Genomic DNA, 17157 nt, shown 5'->3' on the forward strand with positions numbered 1-17157 from the left:
GTTGCTCAGGGTGCCCCGGTTCTTCCGGTTGACTTGGTTGTTCAGGTTGACCCGGTTCTTCCGGTTGACTTGGTTGTTCAGGTTGACCCGGTTCTTCCGGTTTGATTGCCGATTTCTTGTAAGTAACCACTATAACCTGATCGGCAGTTGTGACACTCACCTGCTGGGCTGCCACTTCTGTTAATGTGGTCGTGGCACCCGCTACAATTGGTGAAATAACGCCCGCCATTTCCGTTACCGAGACTGGTACCCATTCTTGGTATGTCACTTCGCCCGTCACTAAATCAATCATCGCATTGCGTTGAAATTGGACGGTTTGTAGGACCGAGGCTGCGGCTGTCGTGCCATCCTCATAAACATAGTGAATGATTCTAGTAACGGTGTGCGTTAAATCGGTGTCGCCACCCTCATCTGGAAATAAGATATTCGGATTGTCAGGATCAACTGGCTGTCCTGGTCGAGCAGGATTGCCTGGTGTTACCGTAATAATACGATGGTCATAAGTCACGATTGTCGTCATCAGGTCCGGATCAGTAATCGCGACCGTTTGAGCCGCTACAGTCCTTATGTCCGGATCAGTATAGCCTTGGACGACTAGCGTTGGTGACGTTACCGCGGCAAATTGACCACTGCCAACTAAAATCCACGCATAATCAGCTTGACTCGTATCAACTAATCCATCACCGTTTAAATCATAGCCTAAACATTTGCCAGTCTTTTTTTCAATAATTGCTGTTCGTTGGTAAATAACCAATTGCTGGACGGTCGTGGCAATCGATTGATGGGTCTGTCGATCAATATAGCTGATAACGCGCCGTTTATTTTGATACACCGTAACGGCCTGAGTTGCTAGTCGGTAATAAACATTGATCGTAACATCTTTATCATCGACCCTAGCAACCATCTGCTCCGGCGCTGCGTAGCCCTCATGGCTCAGATCTGGCGACTTAACCGCGCCAAACCACGGCCCTGAACCAACAATCAACCATGCTTCATCTGCCAATTGTGTCTCAATCTGTCCGTCCCCGTTGGTATCGTAGCCAAGTATCGTTCCGTCATGAGCAACCACAGCTAATAATTGATACTTAACCGTTTGAACAACAGCATGTAGTGACGCGATGGGTTGCAGTGTTCCACCATCGATATAGTTAATCGTCCGGGTAACCGTTCGCTGCGTCGTTGCAATATGCGTTTGTTGCTGATACTTGACAATTACATTTGTATTCATCGTTCTATCACCACCATTAATGATCACTGTTTGCCCCGCAACTACCGGAATATCAGGAGCTTGATAACCCTGCGCAGATAAGTCTGGTGAGACAACCTGTACCCAGTCTTGATCCGTTGGCGGTACTAACAGCCATGCAATTGTCCCATCACTAGTATCAACAATTCCGTCGCCGTTTGTATCATAGCCGAGCAATTCATGAGTTTTAGCATTAAAAATGGCAAATCGCACGACCCGTACATTTTGTATAACTGGGCCAGCAAGCACCGCCCCAGTTCGCTCATCTTGGTAATTGATCGTCCGCGTTATCGCTGAATATTCCGGTATCCGGCTGATAGGTATTATGGGCTCATGCGATGGTTGGACGTTCAACCAAGTCGTTGCAGTTTGATCGCCAAATTGGTAAGTGATTAGATAGCGATGCTGGCCCGCAATATGTGTATCAACTGCATTCAACCCTGATAAACGTGTCCCAGCCGCATCTGTAATCGTGATCTTCAGTTGCCCGGTTGCTAGTAGATGGCGAAAACCAGCTAAAGTATCAATGCTCGTACCATCCGACTTAATCACTGCAATTAAGTAATCCAACGGATCATCAGTAACCACTTGACCAAAACCATAATTATGCTCGTTTTGGCTCGTAATCGTCTCTCGAATAGCACTGTCACCATCGCCATATCCATATTGTAAAACGGCCGCTGAATCAACATTTTGATTAGTTGTAAAGACAGCATGTGGTGCCACGATTTTACCAGTTATCATCGTGGTATTCTGAATACGCATGGCATGATTGAAGTTCCAGACTAGATTCGGTGTACTACTCACCAATGGTTAACGCTGGTGCTGCCGTGACGACGTTATAAATAACCACATCATCATTATTAAAACCAGTGGTCCGAATACCACTGTGCCAGTCATTCAAATCAATATTCACGGCATAATAATGGTGTCCTTGATAAGAGCCCAAATCAGCAGTTCCAGACTCACCAATCAGCATCTTACTCAACGTGCCACCATTAGTTGCCGATAAAATAGTCCCTGCAGTAACTAGTTGATCATAAAAGTCACTAATATTGATCTGAGCTTGACTAAATTCTTGCGCATTGATTAACGAAGAATCAACCGTAACGCTTGGTAAACCTTTGATTGCACCATTTCCCGTTGGCCGAGGCTTTGTAAAATCCATATCCTGATTAGCTACGGGACGGTCCACCAATCCATTGGTAGTTGTAAACGTGATTGTATTGTTTGTCACTGACAAACCACCGTTTATGATGGTCTCCCATTCATCATCCTGGCCAGAACGAATTGTCGCCCCCGTATTGATAACGTGCAGACCACCACTAATCGTAGCCACACTACCAGCAAACGAACTATTCACAATCGTAATTCCTGTAAGTGCAATAATTCGATACGTGGACAACCAATCTTGGATCAAAGCAATCAAAGCCGCTTGCCCATGCTGTTTGGTATACTGATCAAGATAGTTCTTATCGGCTAAGTTCTTTACTATTGTCAAAAACGACGAAGCGGTGACTGTCCGTTGCTTGCTCGGCTGCTTTGTTGCAACTGATATGTTTATTGACTTAGTGACATTTGTTTTATTCAATGCCCTTTTCTCAACCCTGCTGCTCATTTGATCAGTTGCCGCTACAGCTCGGCTTGAATTTGAGTTCACAGGGGTAGTTGTCGTCACGGTACTCACTGATGACTGTGAATGAACAGTCCCCGATAAATCTGAATCGATCGTCTTACCTTGACCGCCTGAGTGTTGCGCCTCAGATAAACTTTCAGAATGGGCCCCACTGTCAGCACCTAGTGCGCTAGCTGAACTGGCCATATCAATCGCATGATGAGTGCCAGTTGAGTTGGCTGCTGGCGCCTGATCAGAACTTGTTGCGGCTGACGCCTGATTAGTACTGGCACCCGCAGAAGCTGCTGTTGAGTCACTTGCCTGTTGTTCAACAGCTGTTTTATCTTGCTGTGTTGACCGCTGTTGGGCTTCACTAGTCGTTGGACTGACCGCCTCAACAGTGCCAGTCGTAGCAGATTGCTCCGAACTAGTCCTGTCAGCTGACTTGCTGGACTGGGCGGTCACACTGTGGCGGTCACGAGTTACCGCAGTTTTTGAAATCCGTGCTACTTCTGTTAATTGGTCTTGACTATCCGTTTCTAACTGCACCGAATGACTCGACATGGTAACCGTCTCAGCTTCACTTGCTTGAGCCACTGTCGGCACAATTCTCCAACCTAAAATTAAAACACTAGAAAACAACCAAACCTTGGGATTGGTTACGCGCCATTTGCCCCGTGTATATCGCATAGTAATTTGCCTCTGTTAATTTTAGTCAAATATCGACATATTTTGAATTTTGAGACATAGTATACCTGCTTTTATGCGAGTAAAACGGGGGTTTGTATTTACGCGAAAAAGGTTATCTTTAAAAATACAAGTACTAATCAGTTCGTGTATTAAGTTGTCGAAATTCTAAGGGCGTTTGACCGGTCTCCTTCTTGAATCGTTTTGAAAAATCGGCGGCATCGTAGAAACAGAGTTCAGCAGCAATGGCTCGAATGGTTAAATCCGTTGCCAACAACATATGCTCAGCTTCCTGAATTTTCTTGGCATTGATGTAATCACGAATCGACATATGCATCTCTTGACTAAACGACCGCCGCACTGACTCAGGATTGCACCGCGCATTGACGTGGGCCAATACCTTTTTCACCGATAATTGATCATGCAGGTGAGCATTGGTATAGTACATCACATCGAGCGTTGACTCTAAATGTGCGTTATAAGCTAATGCGTTCGGTTTGGCAATTGCGGCAAAATCACGAATAATCTGCACAACTAGTGGCTGGTAACGTTCCGTCGTCACGGGTAATTTAACTAACCAACGGTGATAATCATTACGTAGCTTAACAAATTCATAAATCTCAGCATGATTTTGGATTCCCTCAAAAGCTAAGACATCAACCAGCGCACTGAGTTGCAGCTGTTTTTCCTCACTCGATAATTTATTTAATAAATCGCGCGAACGGGTCAGATTTTTCTTAGCAAATTGAATGCCTTCTTCAATCTTTCCGGCCCGGTAAAATCGAATAAAATCTCGTTCTAAGTAACCTAATAAGATCAGCCCCTTGGTGGTTGGGTGCTGATCATTATAATCACGCATTTGATGTAAATATTGTACAAATTGTAGTTCTGTCCCCATAATCTGTAACTCCTTTACGTTATTGGTCAAAATTTGTTAACCCAAAAATAATGCTCATTTTAACAGATGTCTAGCAGTAATACTATTTACATTTGCCATCTGACAATTTACAATGCTAACTAATCCCGCTGTACACTAATGATTCTAACAAATATTTTTTATTTAACAATCAATACACAAAAGCGGTTATCCCTCGTAATCTGGGATAACCGCTTTAAAGCAATCATTTTTATGTTAACCAATTCACATAAAGTGAAAAAAGTATGGTCTTAATTATCTAAAAGCTTATCGTTAAATTCTCCGACCAGCGCTCACATTGCCATTCATGAGTTATAGCAATGATCTAAAAAATTGTTTTAAATCTTCGCGAGTTGCCGGTGATAACTGTGGGTAAGCGCAATTCTCAATTGCGCCTTGTAACGAATACAATAATTGAATACAAGCGTGGGGGTTGGCCTTTTTTATGGCAGTAAAAGCGACTTTGCTACCCGTTGACTTTAGCTGTTCGGGTGTCGTAATCGCAACGGCTTGCAATTGTTTGGCTAATGTTGGCCCAATATTAGGTAATGTTGTTAGTAATGCCACCAAATTCAGATCCTTTCGATTCATAATCATAGTTTAATGTTTGATAATGAGCTCTGCAATAAAGTTGCCCTCTTCAATACAATAATTAACAACTAATTGATCTGTAGTTAATTGTTCAATACTACTCAATCCATAACCCAAATGTCCTGGTTTAGTTGTAAATCGACTTTTCTTGATAACTGATAAATCTACCGCTTCATGCGTTGGAATTTGATTTGTAATCGAAAATACCGTTGTGTGAGCATCCCGATTTTTAACAGTTAGCGCCACTTGATGATTCGCTCGGGCAGCAGCATCCGTCGCATTATCCAGCAAATTACCCAAAATCCGCACTACTTTTATCTGTGGAATATCCGCTAACGTGACTTTCTCTAAGATTGTCACCACTAAATGAACGTTCTGACCGTTGGCTGCCTCATATTTTGCATAAATTAGACCACTGACCGTCGGCATATCCAAGCGACTCAAATCACTCAGTCCCGACTGACGATTAAGGGTTACTCTGGCAGGCATTACTTCCGTTGTAAAATAACGCTTTAAGCCGGCCATATCATTGTTCTGAATAAATGCCGACATGCTCAAAAGAATATTCTCATAATCATGTTTAAACAAATGTAAATCACGGTTATGGTGGCTTAATAATTCGTTGTAATTTGAGACTTGTAGCAATAGCTGCGCATCATTCAAGTGACTGTTTTTATTACTAATTAAATACGACCCGATAATGCCAAACGTCACGATAGCCGCAATTGCCATATACGTTTGCGCATTGACTGACCATTCCATCGCAAAAACATACGCAATAATGTAAATAGCAAAAAACAAAATAACTAATAAGTAATCACTAATATTAACACGCGCCCGTTGCAAAAAATCGGCGGCCGACACTTGTACTAACCAGCGATGCGCTAACATCCCTAAAATAATAATGACCGGCAGCATCATAATCGACGCTAAAAAGAGATTAATATCCGCTGTCGAATGTAGACCTATCGCTTGCCGTAATAACATTGGCGATGCAGATTGGGCTACAGCCTTGGCAATGACACCCATGATTGCCCCTACTAATCGCTTAAGCGCATTCAAAAAGATTGCCACCGGTACCATTAAAATCCACTGGGTGTACAACAACCGAGAACTCATAAAGGTGGTCACACAAACAATCGGGATGATCCAAAAATAAGCCAGGGGGACTTGGGGCCATAAGTTTGAAGCCACTTCCCCCAGGCTCATCGTAATGATAACCAGACTTAGCCAAATGATGGCAATCCGCCAAGTGACATATTCTCTAAAACCAATCATTAAAAACAACATTTCATAACCGCCAGAAATCAACGACAGCGCTAAAAGTACTGCTGACACGCCAACCACCTCATCATATTAATACATTTGTTAGTTCACTTTACTATATCAGAAATACGGCTTCATTAAACCCTTTACTCTATATTGTAAACATAAATTTGCATTAAACTATAATAAAGCCCTTACAATCTTATTATTAATTATTCATAAAAAAAGACATTGCAAATCGACATACTTTTGCAATATCTTTTAACCACTTATATTAATTTTTAAGGTGTATCCTGTAAGGTCCAATTAATCGTCCCACTGTAACTGTCAATTTGCACACTAGGTTGGACATCCAATAAAATACCCTGACTGCTCGACCAACCACTTGCAGCATTAGTGCTCGTCGTACCCGCGATTTTCTTGCCAGAACTGACTGTTACCGAAGTATTCGTCAGCACCTGTTTGTTCCCCGCGTTCAGATAAATCAGGTTGCCACTCATGGTCCGCGTACTGGATTTCATGGCAGTTGATGTCGCCCGTAAGTACCACTGTGAACCGGTCTTCCGTGTGTCATTAACAGTGATGTTCCAAGCATTTGTCGGCTGATATAGTGTTTCTTTAAACGGAATCGTCAGGGTGCCAAACGTCAAACTTGCTGGTAATGTGCCCAGACTCAACGTTCCATCCCGCATCGTCACAGTAATTGCCTTAGCATCCGACTTCAGCCCAGAACTGCCTTTCCCATAAATATTGATCGTGGTGCTGCTACCAACGGCTAAACTACTCAACTTGCTCACTAAACTAGTCTCGTTGGCCGCGTAAGTAATTGTGTCAGTCGCACTATCCGGATTTGTCGCAACGATGCCAGCTTGCTTAACTAACCAGGCGACGACCGCGCTATCACTTGTCAGTGAATCTAAGTCACCAGGATATAGATCGACTGCCGTCTTTGAACTGGTAATATTTAGTTTTTTGAGGGTCACCGCTGCGGTCGCCGTCCCCTTATCACCGGTAATCTCATCGACCTCAGTGACGGTGACGTTACTTAAAGTACCGAGTGCAGTCCCAAGATTCAGCGTGTACGTTCCATCGCTTCCGACCGTCGTCGTCACACCATTAACATTACTACTGATCGTATTGCCGGGTGTCCCGGTTCCTTTGATCGTCGTATCAGTCGAATAAAGTGTCCCCGTAATTTTAGGAGATAATGTCTGCGCGTTGAAACGCCCCAGCTGATAGGTACCTTCCTCACCATTCACTGTGATTCGGAAGCCAATATAGATTGGCAACTCACTTTTAATATTTTGAAAATTGACCGATAACGTCTGCGTCTGTTTTGAAGAACTAATCATAATCGAATTGCCACTGCCAAGACTAGTAGGTGTAGCCGTAACTAATGTCGCCCCGGTGTAGCTCCCACTTGCCGGACCAGCCATAATATCAAAATAAGCTTTTGACATCGAGTTACTAGATTTTAAGGTAATCGAACCTGTCATCATCATTGTAATTTGGGTCGTCTGCCTCGTAATTCGACCATTATCCGCATAGTTAGCGGACACATTGCCTAATGCTGGATACGCTTGCAAACCGTTATCAACATTACTACCAACCGAATTACCACCCGGTACGGCCTGAAAAGCAGCATTAGCTTTCACGTCCGTCATCTTGCTCGTCAAAGTCGCGGCGTTACCCTCTAAGGGCAGCAAATTCAGCAAGCCGAGTATACCGAATACAAGAATTAGTAACCATTTTACTCGTCTGTTACGCATTCCGTTCACCCCCATCTTGCCGTTTTAATATTCGGTACAACGCGCCTGCTAAAACACTAGCTAACAACCCCATCCCACCAAGGATACTGCCAATGACAAGCCGCTCACTCGTTTGGGGCAATTGTTGACCATTGCGTGATTGCCCACGCAACCAGCCATCGATAATTAGTTGTCGGCGGATTGGCTTGCGCTCTGACTGATTTCTCTGACCCTGGGTACCCGGGTCAGCTGGTCTAATAACGTACGGGTGACCACCATCAGGAATCACACGGGCGGGAATAATCCGGTCAGCACTATACTTAGTCTCATAAAACCCCACACTGATCTCAGTGCGACCGTGTGTTGCCGCCCGCACTGGTATTGCCCAGCTCAGCACGAGCATTACCCCTAATATTAATCGCCACCATTGGCCTCCGAGCCGCTGTTGACCACGTCACCTTTTGGTAAACTGAGCGTTGCGCCCTTTGCAGCCGTACCATCCGTTCCTGTTAAATTGGAGCCGGTAACCGTTAATTTCCAGCCGGCATTGGTTCCCCGAACATCAGAAACTTCTACAACCATCTTATCCTGCCATAGCAAAGTATATGAACTAGTTGGGTCAACCTTATATTGTTGATCATTTAAAACGTCCAGCTCATGCGTCCCGTATCCTAACGATTTAGACACAAAAATCAGCGACAGGTCGCCACCTGCTGCCGCCCCGTTGTCACCATCGCCATCAGTACTTGGCACATCAGGATTTGATGGATCAACTGGCGTCACCGTGGACGTACTCTTCGTAAATTCCGCTTTGATATCCGTATTCCCACTACGATTTTCTGCAGCATTGGCAACAATCGGTGTACTACCCGCTAATAATAAAGTTCCTGCCATTAATAAGTGTCCTAACATTGGCTTCATGGTATAAATCCCCCTTTTTCATTTACCAGCGCTTGTTTAGCTTTCATCAACTAAGAACGGTGGTCATTATCAACAATGATTGCTCTCATAACAATTCATAAATTACTGGCACTAAATCACTTGTGACCTCCCCCAATAACCTTGTACGATTGATTAATTAATTTAAATGCCGACTCCTTTGACCACATTTTCATTATATTGGTTGGTCAGTAACAGCGCTAATAATGTATAACGTTAACTATATTTACAAACCCGGATTGTTCGTGTAACCGTTATCAAGCTTGGGTTGCTTGAGATAATTAGGCGAACTTCCTTTAAAGCCGTTCACCAACAATCGATGGCTATCCGAATAAATAAATTCATATCAACAATCTAGTATAGGTAGTAAATTAATTATTTTTCTGCCATTGCTTCTGGTGCTGCACCACAAAAAGTCCAACCCTTGCTGACAAGTGTTGGACTTTCGTCATCGATATTCTTTTCAAGTCTGCGTATTACCACGGAGGAATGCCATTAACATTAGTAAAGATCGCCGTATCGATCACCTTTCGGATTGTTAGCACGCCGGTCCTTTCACAGATAATATTGGTCGCAACTTTAGACGCGCGGGAGCCGACTGTCCAGTCCTCCTGCCAAGTAATCACTTTAAATCACCAAAATTACAATACTATTGTTGACATAGTATTACTGATTAATTAATCAGGCTTTCAATCGTTATGCTGAATCAACTCGGTAATAACACAAAGCGCTGGTGATGATCCGTGCCTGCTTCCAATTGAGCGTGACACTGAGCGGCATCCTTAAAATATCGCTGGCTGACCTGATCATCCAATAGCAGTCCGGCGCTAAAAGCTCGGTTTAAACGACTGGCCGCTTGTGCTAACTGGTCAACCGTTGCATGGCTAATCACAAAACCAGTGATTCGCTGTTGAGACATGTAAAACTGGCGAACAGGGAACTCAAATTGGTTATCCTGCGGTGCCGTAATCAATGTCACCTGACCACCCAATCGTAATAACGCTAAATTAATCGCCAGTGGTACGCGTCCCGAGGTATCGATCACATGGTCAAAAGTCCACTGATCCGTCGTTAACTGGTCCGCAAACCCCGCGTGATAATCATAACAGGCGGTACTACCTAGCTGCTGACACCGTGCAAAATCTCGTGGTGATGCGGTTATCACAACCGTCACGCCCATTTGATGCGCAAGTTGAATCAGCTTGCGGCCAACGTTGCCCGCGGCACCTTCAATTAGGAGTGTCTGGCCACTACAAATTTCCATGACGTCGTTAAGTACGATGGCGGCTGTTGCAGCTGAATGGACCGCCGCGACGAGTGGCATGGGCGCCACGCCATCAGGAACGTGATACAAGCGATCAGTTGGCACCGCCACATACTCGGCCGTTGCGCCCATTCGGCCTTCATAGCCCATTGAGTTCGTCCAGACTTGGTCGCCAATTTGAAAGTCCGGTTGCGAACTGGCTACGACCTCACCGACTAAATCACGTCCCGCCACGTGTGGTGCTGCCAGGGCCGTCTTAAACGTACCACTCCGAACAAACGTATCAACATGATTAACGGCCACCGCCATGACCTTCACTAAGACGGTCGCAGTTGTCGCCACCGGCCGTTGCACGTCAGCAATGCGCAATACATCGGGAATACCAAAATCGTCAAAAATAACTGCCTTCATTATTATGCCTTCTTCATATCGCAATTAACAAGTTAGGTTATCGGCTGGGACGCCCTGTTCAAAAGCAGCTAAAACTTCCGCTCCTTTAGCGATTTGAACGGCATTGTCCAGCATATGAGCATTGTCCTTAATAGCGATCCGCCCCTGATCGTAATCCATCTTAATACCATCGTTAAAGAAAATGAGATCATATGTGGAGGTCCAAAGCGCGAGGCCTTGATCATTCACCACCGTTACGTTGTATTCGGGGTCCGGCTGGTCAAGTACGATTATCGTAAATTTAGTTCCAATACTGCAAGCACCCCCGTGCAAAGAGTACTTGCCACCACCATCATCCGTCACCAAAACCAATTGCTTCTTATCAAAGCCCTTCGCAACCAATAAAGCTTTCAGCCGATCACTAATCTCTATTTGCGTCATACTATCAGCACCCCTTAATTATAATTTTATATGAGTTAAAATATAATTAAATTATATTCGTGCTTCACGCCCAATGCCAGTCAAAAGTTTTCGCATTAATTCGACGCCACTCGATATCGGAGAATGGTTTTCAGTTTATCAGGTGTCACCCGCCGTGCATCGGATAAATAAATTTCTCGATGAATCTTGCTAGTACGATGCATACCCTGATTGGCGACCAGTTCATCTATCTTGGCAAAACTCGCTGGTTCATCGTCATAAGCACCCACGTGCAGAATCTGTGCCACTTGCATTGCGTCGAACTGCTGCACGTTAATTTGTTCAGTTGGCAGTTGTTTCTTAGCTTTAACCGCTGCCAAAGCCGGTGCAATCAGTTCAGTGGGAACAAAGTCTGGGACCCGAATCATAATGTCATAACTGAACTCATCTTTGTCAAGATGGTCAAGTTGCTGTCCCTTAATCGTCAATGACCAGACCCCTTCAAGCGGAAAAACAACGTAATCATCAAATTCACACGCCTGTGTTTGCGCATACTGCTTATACGCATGCTTGAGCCCATAAGCAGCTGGATATAACGTTTGCAGGTGCGTCTGAAACTCTGGGCCATTGGGATTCCCCGTTCCATGGATACTCATAAAAGTTTGGGCTGGAATCGTCAACAGTTGGGGTTGCTTCTTAGTAGCATAGGTTGTTTTTTCTTGTTTACGCCATTCATACTTCATCTTCATTCACGTCCTTTAAGTTAACTACACTTTCATTATACTTAGAAACAAGCCGCTGCGCATTGCCTGCAAAAAGATAATGAGTAAGTTAGCAAAGGTAAATTTATATTCATTGCCACCGAACCCACAAAAAAGACTCGGCCAACCTGACCGAGTCCGTTTATAACAGTACTAATGGCTATGAATTTATGATTTATCTTTAAGCCGTTCTTCTAATCGCTTGATCTTTAGCTGCTTGCGATGAATGTACCAAGCAATCAGTAACAACAAGATGACTAGCAGACCGAGGCTGATCCACAACCCCCAGTTAGTATGATGTTCAATCACGGCGGTTTTGTTGAGTTGGTTCGCACGATCACGCGTGATTTCAAAATTTTTGGTGAACGTCCAATGTTGCTTTTTGGACGTCACGGCCAACTTAGCGGTATATTGGCCGGGTTTCAACGCATCCCGGCCAACCCGTAACGGTAAGGCATAAACTGAATTAGGCGCCATTTGACCGTGTTCATTGACCTGCTTGTAGCGCACTTTGTTACTACCACGACGATAGATTTGGACATCAGTTTTGACTTGATTCAAGAAAGCGGCCGTTCGATTTTGTAGGGGTAAACTAATTTGGTTATACCCGTTATTTTGCGTCGCATCAATCTTACCCAATGTCAACTTGTTCTTGGTGAGCGCGTGGTCACCATGCAATACGACCGCCACTGAGTAAGCGTATTGATTCTTAATCGCCATTGCGCTCTTACTCTGTTGTTTGGCGGCTTTTTTTAAGAAACTCAGTCCACCAACGACAACACCATCATACTTCTGAGCCGGCATTTTCACCTTAAAAGTCACGATCTTACTGGTTCCCTTAGCAAGGGTAATCTTATTCGCCGCCGTCGTAATCAGTTGACTAGCATCAGCTGGCAAATCAATGTTCTTGCCATCAGCCGTTGCCTGATACTCAACCACCCCATTGGGATTAGTTGTCGCCGGTACAATTGCCGTATGCACGGTGATTTCCTGGGTACTTGTGTTCGTCACTTTCACTGCCAAAGTGGTTGTTTGGCTAGACTTTAGTTTCAGATCATAGTATGAAACAGCCTTATCGATTTGATATTTGGAAGCCACCGGTGCGACCTCAAAACCGACTGTGTTAGCCGAACCCGTTCGTCCCCAGCTTAGACTAACTAATCCGACTAGCAAACCAATTCCTAACTGCCACCATCTCTTTGTTAACATCATTTCTCCCCCTAATCATGATTCGGAAAAATGACATTACCCCCTACTAGCCATTATTTTTCCGATCAATACTTATTAGCTATTCGCTGGTGCAGTATTCAAGCTCCAAGTTAACGTTGTACTATAACTTCCCGTAGCTCGTGCCGTAGTCTTGGGAACCATTAGTTGTGACTTAGCAATATCAGCCACGTTCTTACCATTCCCCTTACCCACAGCGGCGGTCATCAAAACCTTGTCACTATTGAGTGTATCTAGCGCAACACCGGTATTGGCCGTTGCGTCCGCACCAGTCGTCGATGCATTTGAATCCAAAACACCATTCAATGTTAGAATCGCACCCGTCAATTCTTTATTAGCAACCGCTTTGTCGTTTTTAAAAACGTCATTTTGCTTCACACGTAAATCCCAACCAGCAGCCGTTCCCCGTAAGTCCACAACGGATACCGCCGCTGACTTATTCGTGTTGTCATAGTTATCGTCTTTGTTAGCTGCGGTGATTTGGTTGGTACCAAAGTCAAGACTAGCACCAGCTAAGTCCGTATCACCATTATCAATAGTGATGTCGCCCCCAGTGAAACCAACTGTCCCATTAGACGTTTGTGGCGTATCGGCCGCACTCGCGGTCAAACCTGATGTTGCAATCAATGCTGCTGAGAATAAAAGTCCTAATAATGTTTTTTTCATTATAATGAACTCCTTTTTTTTAGATAGTTAACCAATTGCCAACCAATTAAAACGACCAATAACCCAATACCACCAATGAAAGCACTCAGCCACCATTGTTCACTCGTTTGTGGTAACCACCCCGGGTTCTGATGATGAACAGCTTGACTAGCATTCGGCTGATGCACAATCGAATGACTCGACTTTGACGCTTCAGTCACCTGTAACTGATTAGCGCCAGTGTCTGAGTTCGATGACTCAGCCTGGCCGTCGAAACGAATCGTTGCTGGGCTCTCAGCCGTACTAGCCACACCAATAATCGGTGCTGACAACCACCCCCAACAAAGTAGGGTACTGATGGCAATTGTGATGAACCCCAAACGCTTCATCAACACCACTCCTCCTCTATATCATTATTTGCGGCATAACTAAAACCAACCCTGGCCGAAACCAATCATTAAGCTAGAATAGTTATTGCGGTACATTGTAAATATACATAACTAACTTACTAACAACAATCAAGCAGTCTTACAAATTTTATGTTACCTAATCATTATTTTTTTCATCATCGATTAGGAGCCCCTTGATTAAGCGTCCAAGTGACCGTCGCCTGATACGTATCCGTCAAGGCACGATCGGTTGGCACTTGTAACGATAGTGCCCCAAGTGCCGTTTTCTGACCAAGGATATTGACGCCTTGGTTCGAAACAGTTTGATGGTTATTGACGATCAACCGTGCCACACCTGGCGTAAGAATTGACTCGCCACCCGTTTGTTGATCCTTATAACTGAGCACAGCCGCTAATGGTCGTGCCGACTGCTTACTAGTGAAGCCTGATGCTGAGAGCGTTGCATTGAGCGACCACGTTGAACCTATTGACCGGCCATCTTGAATAACTAGCCCAGTATCATAGGAGGCACCGTAACTTTCTGATTTACCAGTAATCGGATTCTGACCAAAATTAATGGTCTGCGGTGCTGAGGCAAACATTAGTCCTCCAGGACTGTACATTAACGTAATCGTTTCATCTTTGTCGGTAAAATTCCCTTGAACCCCATCTGGTTGATCTGGCACGTACCCTTCAATCTCAATTGGTTTAATATGATAGGCATCACCAGTTGCACCACTGATTTTCGTGTCGGGTGCCAAGGACTTGCCAGCAGCGTCCACATACTTTACTGTAATCGTGTTGCCAGTGGCCCATTCGAATTCTCCAACAATGGTTTTACCATCGTATTTAGTCATCAAATCAGCCGAAGTATAAACTTTTTTATTATTTAAACTACGCCATTTCCCAATATAAGGTGCCTCACTACTAGGATTTGGCAAGTGCCAACTTTCACTCTTAAAAAAGTTAAAGCTGGGTCCCAACAATAGACGTTTAGGCGGCAACTTCGAACTGAAAGCGTTGGTATAAGTTTGCGCACTGTTGGTATTCCAGCCAGTCAAATCTAATTTGTCTAGACTGGTATTTTGGAAAACTGATTCAAAGTTAGTCACTTTGGTCGTATTCCAAGCACCTAAACTCAAGGTTTGTAAACCCGAATCTTCCGCAAATAGCTGTGAAAAATCCGTGGCTGAACTTGTATTCCAGTTTTCAATGGGCAGACTAGTTAACTGGGGATTGCCATAAAACACTTGTCCCATGTCAACGACCTTCGCCGTATCCCACTTACCAACTGGCAGATTCTTAACTTGGCTAACTTTGGTAAAGATTCCCCTCATTGTCGTCACATTACCAGTCTGCCAATTATCTACTGGCAATGCCGTGACACTACTCATTTCAGAAAAAGTCCCCGCCATATTTTGTACATTCTTCGTATTCCACTTACTAATCGGGAGACTCTTTAACTGACTAACTCTAGAAAAAGTTCCGGCCATATTCGTGACAGTACCAGTCTGCCAATTATCTACTGGTAACGAGGTGAGACTAGTCATGCCCTCAAAAGTATAACCAAGATTGGTGGCACTCTGGGTGTTCCAATTCGCAACCGGTGCAGTTGTTAAACTGGCACAGCCACTGAAGGTTGAATTAAAATCAAAGACTTTGCCGACATTCCAGTTATCAATCGGCAGCTGGGTCAAGTTAGTATCGCCATAAAACGTGCTCCGTATCGTTTGAACGTTACTTGTATTCCAGTTGTCGAGTGGCAGGGACTTGATATTAGGTAGCTTAGCAAAAGTCCCATCTAACGCCGTGGCCCGACTCGTATCCCAATTAGCGACGTTAATACTTTCCAAGCTAGTATCACCTGAAAAGACTAACTGCATATTAACCACGCGTCCCGTTTGCCACTTATCAATGGGTAAACTCTTAACCTTCGACATTCCTCTAAAAATCGCGGACATGTTCGTTACGACACGGGTGTCCCAATTAGCGATGTCTAATGACGTCAGCGAAGAACAATCCGTAAATGTTCGCATCATCGTCGCCACTTTACTGGTATTCCACTTGCCAACTGGTAACGACGTTAATGAACTGTCACCATTGAAAGTGTCAATTAGATACTGTAATGAATCCGTGTTCCAATTGGCAACATTCAACGTAACTAACTTGGTACAATTTTGAAACGTTCCCTCCATTCTGATGACGCTGCTGACATCCCAACTATTCAAGTCCAACGCGCCTAACTGTGAACAGTTCAAAAATAGCCACGAAATATCCGTTACGCCAGTTAAATTAAGGTTGGCTAGCCCATCAATCGCCGTAACATTAAGTAAGTTAGCAAACAGATATGAATAATTAGTCATAGTAGTTGCCGTTATCTTACCGTCGATGACGATCTTTGAAACTTGGGTCGGTTGATAGCCGTTAGCCGTCAAGGTTTTTACAATCCAACTCCCCGTGGCTGACCCTAGCGATGCACCAAATGACCCACCACTCAAATGCAATGTGCCATTAGTATCTAAGGTCATTTTAACCGTCCCATTGACCATTTCTGCCGCTTTGGTCGTCGCCGTTTCTGATGTTTGATTATTTTTAGCGTTTTCCAGTATTGTACTACCACTGCTATTGCCACTACTGATACCACTGCTACTGGTACTACTGCCTGATGTTAAATCCGACTGCTTGTCAGGTCCTGCACTTTCCTGGGCCTCAGGTGACACTTGTAGTGCCGAGTTGTTTGCCTCATCTTGCAACGTCAATTTCGAAGCAGAAAAAACACTGCTAGTCGATGGCATTTTCTGATCAACACTCAATTGTGCGCGGGGAACCGCCCGAATAACTGCCCGTGATCCACGATATCCGACCACAACTAGTGCTAATGCCAGTCCTAGGCCGCCCCGATACCATAATTGCCGGTGTTGCATGCCCATCGCTCCCTTCACATAGATAGTATTTTAACATCTCTTGACGTTAATTATCTTACATTATTTTCAGTTTGTGACGTTCAGAAAAAGACTTACAATTTTACAGATATCCGAATATTAAATTTTTAT

Annotated in this window: 13 protein-coding genes and 1 pseudogene; all 14 read right to left on the minus strand. The window is 44.3% G+C overall.

Translation table 11 applies throughout. The annotated features are described in order from the left end of the window. A pseudogene (locus tag MMY95_RS16110) lies at positions 1-3551 on the minus strand (cell wall anchor protein); the annotation flags it as partial. 133 nt (positions 3552-3684) lie between these two features. Further along, positions 3685-4446, minus strand: coding sequence for an AraC family transcriptional regulator (locus MMY95_RS12790; protein ID WP_003642312.1), 762 nt, complete (start codon positions 4444-4446; stop codon positions 3685-3687). 330 nt (positions 4447-4776) lie between these two features. Continuing rightward, positions 4777-5061, minus strand: a complete 285-nt coding sequence (locus MMY95_RS12795; protein WP_003642314.1) for a TfoX/Sxy family protein — start codon at positions 5059-5061, stop codon at positions 4777-4779. Positions 5062-5064: 3 nt separating this feature from the next. Then, positions 5065-6345: a GHKL domain-containing protein gene (locus MMY95_RS12800; RefSeq protein ID WP_277602020.1), complete on the minus strand. Its 1281-nt coding sequence runs from the start codon at positions 6343-6345 to the stop codon at positions 5065-5067. A gap of 257 nt (positions 6346-6602) precedes the next feature. Continuing rightward, entirely contained in the window at positions 6603-8090 is a 1488-nt protein-coding gene (locus MMY95_RS12805) for a cell surface protein (RefSeq protein WP_104795953.1), read from the minus strand. Continuing rightward, positions 8083-8472, minus strand: coding sequence for a hypothetical protein (locus tag MMY95_RS12810; RefSeq protein ID WP_003645389.1), 390 nt, complete (start codon positions 8470-8472; stop codon positions 8083-8085). The genes MMY95_RS12805 and MMY95_RS12810 overlap by 8 nt, the downstream gene beginning before the upstream one ends. 11 nt (positions 8473-8483) lie before the next feature. Then, positions 8484-8990, minus strand: a complete 507-nt coding sequence (locus MMY95_RS12815) for a WxL domain-containing protein (protein WP_238352243.1) — start codon at positions 8988-8990, stop codon at positions 8484-8486. Between the two features lie 724 nt (positions 8991-9714). After that, on the minus strand, positions 9715-10683 hold the full coding sequence (locus MMY95_RS12820; protein ID WP_241277689.1) for a zinc-binding dehydrogenase: 969 nt from the start codon (positions 10681-10683) through the stop codon (positions 9715-9717). Between the two features lie 24 nt (positions 10684-10707). Next, positions 10708-11103: an iron-sulfur cluster biosynthesis family protein gene (locus tag MMY95_RS12825; RefSeq protein WP_013355922.1), complete on the minus strand. Its 396-nt coding sequence runs from the start codon at positions 11101-11103 to the stop codon at positions 10708-10710. A 95-nt stretch (positions 11104-11198) separates the two neighbouring features. After that, complete coding sequence (locus MMY95_RS12830; RefSeq protein ID WP_171032670.1) at positions 11199-11831, minus strand: GyrI-like domain-containing protein; 633 nt, start codon at positions 11829-11831, stop codon at positions 11199-11201. Between the two features lie 180 nt (positions 11832-12011). Continuing rightward, positions 12012-13055, minus strand: a complete 1044-nt coding sequence (locus MMY95_RS12835) for a DUF916 and DUF3324 domain-containing protein (RefSeq protein WP_053267030.1) — start codon at positions 13053-13055, stop codon at positions 12012-12014. 72 nt (positions 13056-13127) lie between these two features. Next, positions 13128-13736 (minus strand): WxL domain-containing protein, encoded by a 609-nt coding sequence (locus MMY95_RS12840; RefSeq protein WP_013355925.1) that lies wholly within the window; start codon positions 13734-13736, stop codon positions 13128-13130. Continuing rightward, positions 13736-14104, minus strand: a complete 369-nt coding sequence (locus MMY95_RS12845) for a cell surface protein (protein WP_104795957.1) — start codon at positions 14102-14104, stop codon at positions 13736-13738. The genes MMY95_RS12840 and MMY95_RS12845 overlap by 1 nt, the downstream gene beginning before the upstream one ends. A gap of 176 nt (positions 14105-14280) precedes the next feature. Continuing rightward, the gene (locus MMY95_RS12850) at positions 14281-17028 is read right to left on the minus strand and encodes a BspA family leucine-rich repeat surface protein (protein ID WP_202861162.1); all 2748 of its coding nucleotides are present in this window, start codon (positions 17026-17028) and stop codon (positions 14281-14283) included. Between the last annotated feature and the right edge of the window lie 129 nt (positions 17029-17157).

Origin of the sequence: Lactiplantibacillus sp. ME-2 (assembly GCF_022549155.1) — a bacterium.
GTDB lineage: Bacteria > Bacillota > Bacilli > Lactobacillales > Lactobacillaceae > Lactiplantibacillus > Lactiplantibacillus plantarum.